The following is an 8,887-nucleotide window of genomic DNA, read 5'->3' as shown; positions in this document are numbered from 1 at the left end:
CGCCGTCCTCGCCGCCGCCCTGACCATTCCCGCATGGGCCGAGCCGGGCGACAAGCCGCGTGGTGAGCGCGGCGACCGGCAACAAACCGACCGCCCGGAACGACCTGAACGGCAGCGTGGTCAGCGCGGCGGAGGCCGGCAACTGCAACGCATCCAACAAGTGCTCCGCCAGCTGGACCTGACCGAAGAACAGCAAACCCAGGTCCGGGCAATCCTCGACGAAGCCCGCACCACGATGGCCGAGAAGCGCGAAGCGCTCGCGGACATGTCGCCGGAGCAACGCCGCGAAGAGATGCGTGCGTTCGGCGCACTGATGATGGAGCGGATCGGAGCGGTCCTCGACGACGAACAACGGCAGAAACTACGCCAAGCCTTCAACCGTGGCGGCCAGCGTCAGCAGCGTCCGGCGGCGAAGGACGGCGAGGTTGAAGCGGACGAGCCGGCCGACACCCCGCAGGCCCGTGATCGCGGCCAGCGCGGCGGCCGAGGTGCCGGCATTCGCACGTTCTTCGAGGCGACCATGCAACTCGAACTCGAGCGTGAACAGCGCACCGAGATCACCGCGATCGGCGAAGAACTCCGGGAAACCCTCGAAGCCAATGACGGCGATCGTGAAGCCGTGCGTGACGCGGTCATGTCCGCCCGTCAACGGGTCATGGCAATCCTCGACGACGAGCAAAAGCAGGCCCTGCGTGAGAAGATGCGTGAACTTCGCGGTGCCGCAGGCGAACGGCCACGGGCCCAACGCGAAAACCCGTTCAGCGACCGTCTCCGCTTGGGTGCCGACGTCGCCGGGCAAGAGCGGCCTGTCCTCACCGCGCCTGACGATGCGGGCGTCTTCGCGACAATCGAGACGCCCGACGTGACCGATCTCAAGCTCGTCGCGCTTGAGGGACATCCGATTTCCCTTGACGACCTCGCCGATCGGCCGACGGTCGTCGTCTTCGGCTCGATCACCTGTCCGCATTTCCGTGACTACGCACAAGCCCTCGATGTGATCCGCGACGGGGCCGAGCGCAAGGTCAACTGGATCTGGGCCTACACCCGCGAGGCCCACCCGACCGGCGCGAACGTCCGCCGCAACGACGCCGTCGGCCTGAGCGTTCGTCAGCACATCACGCTCGCCGACCGTATCGCGCTGGCCGAGCGTCTGAGCAATGAAGCCAACCTCGGCGGTGTGTTGAGCGTCGAGGCGATGGACGCATCCATCGCGGATGAGCTAGACACGTTTCCGAGCGGTGCCGTCTTGATCAACACCGACGGCGAGGTCGTCGAGCGCGACAAGTGGGCCGACCCGGTCGCGATCGGTCGCTGGCTCGAATCAATCTGAAAACAGTCCGACGGCCGGCGGCGCTAGGATGGCGCATGTCGCATCCGAACGCCGCCACGCTTGGGCAGTTGAAGCAAACGGACTACACCTTCCGCAGCGTCAAGGACGAGATGCGGCACAACCTGATCGCGAAACTGCGAGCCGCGGAAGAACTCTTCCCCGGCATCGTCGGTTATCGCGAGAGCGTCATCCCGCAGATCATCAACGGCATCCTCGCCAAGCACGACCTGCTCTTCCTCGGTCTGCGTGGCCAGGCGAAGACACGCATCCTCCGCATGCTCCCGGACCTGCTCGACGAGTGGCTGCCGGTGCTCAGCGGGTTGGAGATCAACGACGATCCGCTGGTGCCGATGACCCAGACCGGCAAGCGGCTCATCGCCGAGCACGGCGACGACACGCCGATCGAGTGGGTGCATCGCCGCCAGCGTTACCAGGAAAAACTCGCGACGCCCGATGTGACGATCGCGGACCTCATCGGCGAGGTCGACTTGGTCAAGCACGCCGAGGGGCGTTACCTCTCCGACGAGAGCACAATGCACTTTGGCCTGATCCCGCGCGCCAATCGCGGCATCTTCGCGGTCAACGAACTGCCGGACCTTGCCCCGCGCATCCAGGTCGGTTTGTTCAACGTGCTCGAGGAACGCGACGTGCAGATTCGCGGCTACCCCGTTCGGCTCGACATCGACGTGTGCCTCACATTCAGCGCCAACCCCGAGGACTACACCAACCGCGGCCGCATCGTCACGCCCCTCAAGGACCGCATCGGCACCGTCATCCGCACGCACTACCCCGCGACGATCGAGGAAGGCCTCATGATCGTCAACGCCAACGCGTATTTGCAGCGTGACAGCGGCGTCGAGATCATGGTGCCGCCGTTCATGGCAACGATCGTTGAGGAGGTCGTCCGCCTGGCCCGCAACTCGCCGCATGTCTCCCAGGCGTCGGGCGTCTCAGTCCGCACGTCGATCGCGAACATGGAGGTCGTCGTTTCCAACGCCGAACGGCGCGGCATCCTCACCGGTGAAAGCCGCGTCGTCGTTCGACCCGGCGACCTGCAGCACCTCGTCGCTTCGTCACGCGGCAAGGTCGAGATGACCCTCGCCGAGGACGACGCCGCCGAGGACAAGCTGCTCCAGTCGCTCATCGGCGAAGCGGTGAAAAACGTTTTCGCGACCGTCGCCGAGGAAGAGGAGTACGAGGAGATCGTCGAGGAGTTTGCCGGCAACGTGCGGTTCGCGGTGAGTGACGAGAGCGGTGCCGAGGAGTTTGTCGCGAACATGAAGAACATCGCGACGTTGCCGAGCGTGGCCGAAGATCTTGCCCGTGGGCTCGAACTCGACCCGACCGACCCCGGCATTCTCGCCAGCGTCGGCGAGTTCATCCTGGAGGGCTTGTACGTGAACAACCGCCTGAGCAAGTTCAGCGGCCGCGGGCAGACGTTCTTCAAGCGGTGATCATCCATTTTGCGGCCGCGGCGCAGCCGCCTGTTGGGCTTCGCACGTCACCCAACGTGCGGCTGCACTGCGACCGCAAAATGGAGAAGGTTCAGTAACCCCAGTCGAAGTTGGGGTCGGTGATATCGGTCGTGTCGGCCGGTGGTGGCGAGCCGATGCCGTAGCCGGAGAGGTCGGTGTTGAGCAGAGCGTAGCCGAGCGCCGACACCGCGATGACCGAGACGAGCACGCCCGGCAGCCAGGCCGACGCCGGCGGCGGTGCCAACGCGAGCAGCACGGGGCAGTAACCGATCACCAGCAATGCAATCACGATGTGATCCGGCACGTCGATGTTCGAGTTCCACGCCACCGCGACCGCGATGGCCAGCCCCGGCAGCAGCACCCACGAAGCCCGGGCGAGCTTGGGCTTGAACACCGCGAGCAAGGCGAAGACGCCCGCGACCGTGGGCAGCGCGAGGAACGTGTGGAAAAACGTGTCGTTGCCGACGAGCAGGATGCACAACGCCCCGCAGCCGAGTGCGGCCGCGACGCCGATCGCGTCCATGCGATGAGCCACCTTCGGTGAACCCGCCACCGCCGCCAGCACGATTGGCACCAGCAACACCGGCACCGCGCGGTCCGGCCCGTCGCCGTCGTAGAGCGTGAACGACGCCAACGTCATCGCGACCAGGGCGAACACCAACGAAGTGACGATCTTCACCGCCGGGTATCTCGGCGGTTCGTCGATCGCCTCATCATCGTCGGCGAGCAACGTTAGCATCGCCGCCGCGACCGACCAAGCGATCATCGTCGGCACCACCCACATCCAACGGTCGAACCGCTCGCCCCCGAACCACCGCAGCGAGATGAGCATGCCCCCCGCCGCAGCCGTTGCGGCCGCCCACGGTCCGACACGCGGGAACTTCAACGCCGAAGCGCCGAGCAACACGGCCAGCACGAGTGCCGGCCATGTCGCGTTGAGTCCCTTGATGATCAGGTCGGCGTCGGTCACGTCGGCGAGTTATTGAGCCACGCTCTGGAGACCGACCATGATGGTGACTTCGTCGCCGAGGGCGCCGGCTTCGATGCCCTCGGTCATGCCGAACTCGGAGCGGTTGATGGTGAAGGTGATGTCGCCGCCGACGCCGTCACCGCCGCGCCGCGGGCCGGCCTTGAGCGAGTGGATGGTCGCCTCGATCGGCTTGGTCACGCCCAGCAAGGTGAGGTCACCGGCGAGGGTGTGGGTGCCGTCGTCGTTGGCGGTCACGCCGGTGGAGACGAAGGTGATCTCCGGGAACTCGCGGGCGTTGAAGTAGTCGGCGCTCTTGAGGTGCTGGTCGCGTTGCTCGTTGGCGCTGTCGATGCTCGCCACCGGCAGGGTCATCTCGACCACGAGCGACTCGGGCGTGCCGGCGTACTGAACACTGCCGGACATGCTGTCGAAGGTGCCGTAGAATGGCGAAAGACCGCCCCACTCAATCTTGAACACGACCGCCGAGTGGACCGGGTCGATGACGTAGGACCGCGCTTGCTGCGCCGCCGCGGCGACGAAGAGCAGGCAGGTGGAAATCGAAGCGATCACGAAAGTGCGGGATAGAAGCGTCATGGGTGTTCCTTGGTTAGATGCTCGTCAAAGTACGCAGCGACACCGATCGCGAGAACCCCCGAAATTCTCACTCCTTCGTGATCGGCTCGGCGTCGCGTAGACGCAGGAAAATGTCGAGCCGGACACGAGGGTCGCGGATGACGCCGGTGTGGCCGAAGCGGGCCGGGCCGTCGTTCGGGAGGACGTACGCCGACTCGCCGGCGGGGGCGGCTTCCTCCTGCTTCACCGTCTTGTCAGAGACGCCGGCGTAGTGAACGCGTTGGCCGTCGAAGCGTTCGATCATCTCGGCTAACAGGTTCATCGCGTCCGAGCCGGGTCGCATCTCCTTTTGCAGCGTCATCCACGTCGGCAGGTTCGCCAGCGATGCCCCACGCAGCGGGCTGCTGAGCGTGAAGATCCGCTCGACCTCCACGTCGTCGGTGTCGGCGACGAAGAACGCGACCGCCCCGCCCATGGAGATGCCGATGATGTCGACCGGCTCGCCGGGGAACGCCTCCTCGATCGCGGCCAGCGCCTTGTCCCGGCACTCGGCAAGCGAGCCGGCCGTAAAGAACGCAACCCGCAGCACCCGGTCGTCGCCGGTGATCTCGCGAATCTCCTTGCGGTAGGCGAGCGACCCGACGCCCGGATCGAGAAAGCCGTCGAGGATCACGACGGGTCGCTCGAGCTTGACCGGCATCTCGCGCAGCTCGGCGATCCGCTGCTCCGCCGTCACCGAATCGACCGAGAAGCGCTCGGGCGACTCAGTGGCACAGCCGAGCACCGAAAACACCATCAGGGCAAGCATGCGTGTCATGGACGCATCCTCGGCACGCCATCGCGGGCGGACAACCCCTAACATGATCGCCCCATGGTTCCCCCCCTGTTGGCATTGAGCTTCCTGCCGCCGATCGTCGGCGATCACCTCGCGTGGTGGGTCGGCGGGCTGATCGTCGTGCTCGGGCTGGGCGTCTACGGCTTTCGCGATCTGAAGCGGTTCTCGTTGCGGTGCGTTTTCGCCGTGGCGGACGTGGCATTCAAGGAATCGATCCGCCGCAAGGTGCTGTGGATCACGCCGGTCGCGATGCTCAGCATCCTCGGACTCTCGCTCATCATCCAGGCCGTCGACCCGGCCGACGCGATCCGCCAACTCAACAAGTTCTGCTACTTCGCCACCGGCGTCACCGTCATGCTCACCGCGATCGTGCTCAGCTGCACGAACCTGCCCCGCGACATGGAGAGCAAGGTCATCTTCACCGTCGTGACCAAACCCGCGACGCGGCTGGAGATTCTGCTCGGCAAAATCGTCGGCTTCAGCCTAACGACCGCGGCGATGTTGCTGATCATGCTCGCGTTCACGCTGGCGTTCGTGTCGATCTCCAGCGGGCTGTATCAACGGTCGATCGCGGCCGAGATCGAAGCCGGCCCGGACGTTGCCCGGCAGGCGGTGCTGGAGCACTACGCGAGTGTCGGGCTGTTGGCGTCACGGTCGCTGGCCGTGCCGGAGGACTTGCAGTTTTACGCGCAGGTGCCGCCACTCGATGCGTCGGCACCCCGGGCGATGCGTGGCGGCGAGAGCGACGCGATCGTGCCTTTCATCTATGACCCCGCCGACTGGACGCCGCCCGACGCGCCGGACTCCGAGCCCGGTTCGACCGGCGTGTTCGTGGGACTTCGTGCCGGGTGGGAGTCGATCGTCGGGGACGTGGAAACCGCCCCTTCCCTGACGGTGTCCTTCCTCGACGCCGACGGGTTCACACTCATCGCTCCAAATCGCCTGACGCGCAACGGCCGGGTCCAACTCGCCGATGCCCGGGGGCAGGAACGGGTGTTCCACCGCCTCTCGGCCGACGACATCGCCAAGCTGGTTGCATTGCCAGCGGGCATGCCGTTCTTCGCGAAGATCGACGGCGGCGGGGGCTACCGGATCGTGCTGCCGCCCGACGCGTTGCAGTTCTTCATTCCGCAAGCCGGCGAAGTCCCGGAGGGCCAGGACCTCGACGCTCACTTGGTCCGTTCGGAAAACGAACAACCCAGCCCGAACCTTGAGCAGTTTCGCCCGCTGGGGCCGCTGGTCCGCGGCCGGCCCGGCCGACTCGGGCAGCAGCTCGTGGCGACCGACGCCGGCGAGTTCGTTGCCGTGTTCCGGTTTCAGAACGTCGACGAGCCGACCCTGATCGACGGTGGCTTGCCGATCGAAATGCGTGCCGGCGTTCAACGCAGCGGCGAGGTTCAGGAATCGTCAGCCTTGACCGTGATGGCCGCCCGGTTTCGCAACCGCGATACCGGCTTCGTCAGCGAGCCGATTCTCGTTTACCCCGAGACCAACCAACCACTCTTCTTCTCGGCACCCGGCGAAGCTGTTGCCGGCGGACAGTTCGATCTGATTCTCGAGAACCGCACGCCGGGCAACATCGTCGAGTTCGGCGACTTCTCCGTGGCCGCCATCACGGATCGACAGCCGTACTTGTTCAACCTTTTCAAGGGCTTCGTCGCGCTCTGGCTGATGAGCATCCTCGTCACGACGGTCGGGGTGTTTGCGAGCACGTTCGTGAGCTGGCCGATCGCGATCGTGGTGTCGTTGTGCGTGTTGCTGAGCCGGTGGGCGGTCGATCAACTCGGCGACATCATGCAGCCTGGCTTCGGTCAGAAGGTCGCCGGCGATCTGTTCTCCGACGGCGCCGGTGCCGAAGCGGCCGTCGCCGAGAACGCGGCGGAGTGGCTCAACCGACTGACCGTCGGCTTCGCGTCACTACTGCCGGACTTGAGCAAGTTTGACGCGGCGACGTGGATCGAGGCAGGCCAGTCGGTTCCGCTTTCCGTCCTGAGCGAGTCGATGCTGGTCGTGCTGGTGTTCGCGTTGCCGTTGTTGGTGGTCGCGTATGTTCGGCTGCGGACCAAGGAGGTCGCGGTATGAGAAAGTCGCTCCCCTTGCCTCTGTTGGTGGCCGTGCTGGTGTTGAGCTTGCTCGCGTCGGGGCTGGTCCGTTCCCACATCAACCACCGTCGCGCTGACGTGACCGCCGGCCAGACGCTGGCTCGGCTCGATTCGTTCGCGCTGGGCCTGCTGCTGGGCGGCTTCCGGGGACCTTTGACGATGATGCTCTGGACGTCGACGGAAAACCAAAAGACCGCACGCGACTTGGCCGACTTCGACACCAAGCTCGAGTTGATCCGCATGCTCCAGCCGCAGTTCGACTCGGTGCACATCTACCAATCCTGGAACAAGGCGTACAACCAGTCGGCACAGGTCGCGTCGCTGCCGACCAAGTACGCGATCATCCTCGACGCGATCGACTACGCCCAGGACGTCGACGCCGAACGTCGGCCGGATGTCGACATCAAGGAGATCATCGGTCAGGTCTACTTCCAGAAGCTCGGCCTCGACAACAACCGTGTGTTCTACGACCAGCGGCTGCGCAAGGAGACCAAGGCGACCGAAGAACTCGTGCGGTTCACGTTTCCGACCGATCGCCTCGATGAGTTTCGCCAGACCGCCCGGGCGGCCGGCGTGAGCACGATCGCCCTTTCCTTCCGGGCCGTCCAAGGCGACCGTCAAGCAGTCACGTTGCGTCGAAGCGATGCCGAACTCATCGGAGACACGTTCGACGGGCCCGGTGTTGAACGCGAGACACGCCAGATGGGTACCGACGACCGGCATGCCTCGGTGCTCGACGCCGACGGACAACTCCTGCCCGCCGGGCAGTTGCCCAACGGCCGTGATCTCGCCCACCTCCGCCCGTTCGGGCCGTTTCCCTACGGCGTCCCGGCCCATGCGTTCGCCTACGACTACTTCAGCCAAGCGCTCATGCTGCAGATCGAACAGGAGCAAAAGCATGCGCAGCTATCGCCACGCGTGATCAGTGCGCGGCCGGCGTTAGCATTACGTGAGTGGGCCGAGGGTGCGTTCGAGCAGGCCCGGGTGGCGGAGTTGGAGTACGTCAATGCACCGGAGCCGGAGACGTCCGAGCAACGTGAAACCTTCACCGCCGAAATCCCTCCGACCGGCTTACTGCGGACCGCTTTGTTCGACGAAACACTCTGGCAGACCGAGCGGGTCATCGAACTACTCGACGCGTCCAGCGAACGCTTCGCCGAGCACATCGATCGTTTCCCCGGCGATCGTCTGGTGTATCTCGACGACCTGACGTGGATGTCGGCGCTGCGGGCGTATGCGGTCGCGGATGCGGCATACCTGCGTCTCACCCAATCCACGGACCCGGCCGAGCGGTCGGCGTTGGCCCGGCAAGCCCGAGAGTCTTACGCGATCGCCAGCGTAAAACTCGCTCAGTATCTTACGCGGTACCACACCGAGCCGTTCATTCTCACCACGGTCGGCCTTGAGCCGGGCCGGTTCGACGCCGGTCAGGTGCCGGCGGATGTCGCGCTGGATGTTGTCCGTCGTAGCCGCATCGCGGCCGAGCGCGACCCGTTCGGGTACGAGTTCACATCCGAAGCTCAGGAGTTCGGCGCTTACCTCGAGCGCATCGGTCGTCGGCTCGAACTGCTCGATCAAGTCTGACTAACCGCCGACTTCAAC

7 protein-coding genes are annotated in these 8,887 nt (G+C 65.3%); 4 read left to right on the top strand and 3 right to left on the bottom strand.

Annotated features, from left to right (window positions below):
- Both AAGD32_06795 and AAGD32_06790 read left to right on the top strand, forming a co-directional pair.
- Positions 1-1,330: deiodinase-like protein (locus tag AAGD32_06795; GenBank protein ID MEM8873952.1), on the top strand; the 1,330-nt coding region annotated here is incomplete at its 5' end.
- A 35-nt stretch (positions 1,331-1,365) separates the two neighbouring features.
- A complete protein-coding gene (locus AAGD32_06790) occupies positions 1,366-2,784 on the top strand; it encodes a sigma 54-interacting transcriptional regulator (protein MEM8873951.1) in 1,419 nt (472 codons plus the stop codon).
- A gap of 91 nt (positions 2,785-2,875) precedes the next feature.
- Here the strand turns inward: AAGD32_06790 and AAGD32_06785 are convergent, their stop codons facing one another.
- The 3 genes from AAGD32_06785 to AAGD32_06775 form a co-directional block, all read right to left on the bottom strand.
- The gene (locus AAGD32_06785; GenBank protein MEM8873950.1) at positions 2,876-3,775 is read right to left on the bottom strand and encodes a hypothetical protein; all 900 of its coding nucleotides are present in this window, start codon (positions 3,773-3,775) and stop codon (positions 2,876-2,878) included.
- 9 nt (positions 3,776-3,784) lie between these two features.
- Entirely contained in the window at positions 3,785-4,369 is a 585-nt protein-coding gene (locus AAGD32_06780; protein MEM8873949.1) for a YceI family protein, read from the bottom strand.
- Between the two features lie 67 nt (positions 4,370-4,436).
- Entirely contained in the window at positions 4,437-5,165 is a 729-nt protein-coding gene (locus tag AAGD32_06775; GenBank protein ID MEM8873948.1) for a hypothetical protein, read from the bottom strand.
- Between the two features lie 54 nt (positions 5,166-5,219).
- Between AAGD32_06775 and AAGD32_06770 the strand changes: the two genes are divergently transcribed.
- Complete coding sequence (locus AAGD32_06770; protein MEM8873947.1) at positions 5,220-7,265, top strand: ABC transporter permease; 2,046 nt, start codon at positions 5,220-5,222, stop codon at positions 7,263-7,265.
- On the top strand, positions 7,262-8,869 hold the full coding sequence (locus AAGD32_06765) for a hypothetical protein (GenBank protein ID MEM8873946.1): 1,608 nt from the start codon (positions 7,262-7,264) through the stop codon (positions 8,867-8,869). Before AAGD32_06770 ends, AAGD32_06765 begins: the two co-directional genes overlap by 4 nt.
- Positions 8,870-8,887: the final 18 nt, after the last annotated feature.

The sequence above is a fragment of the Planctomycetota bacterium genome (assembly GCA_039182125.1).
Lineage (GTDB): Bacteria > Planctomycetota > Phycisphaerae > Tepidisphaerales > Tepidisphaeraceae > JBCDCH01.
This window is presented reverse-complemented; position numbering and strand designations above follow the sequence as displayed.

Excerpts from the sequence above, each read along its gene's own strand:
- AAGD32_06780 (MEM8873949.1), bottom strand. The coding sequence starts at position 4,369 with ATGACGCTTCTATCCCGCACTTTCGTGATCGCTTCGATTTCCACCTGC.
- AAGD32_06765 (MEM8873946.1), top strand. The coding sequence starts at position 7,262 with ATGAGAAAGTCGCTCCCCTTGCCTCTGTTGGTGGCCGTGCTGGTGTTG.
- AAGD32_06770 (MEM8873947.1), top strand. The coding sequence starts at position 5,220 with ATGGTTCCCCCCCTGTTGGCATTGAGCTTCCTGCCGCCGATCGTCGGC.
- AAGD32_06790 (MEM8873951.1), top strand. The coding sequence starts at position 1,366 with ATGTCGCATCCGAACGCCGCCACGCTTGGGCAGTTGAAGCAAACGGAC.
- AAGD32_06775 (MEM8873948.1), bottom strand. The coding sequence starts at position 5,165 with ATGACACGCATGCTTGCCCTGATGGTGTTTTCGGTGCTCGGCTGTGCC.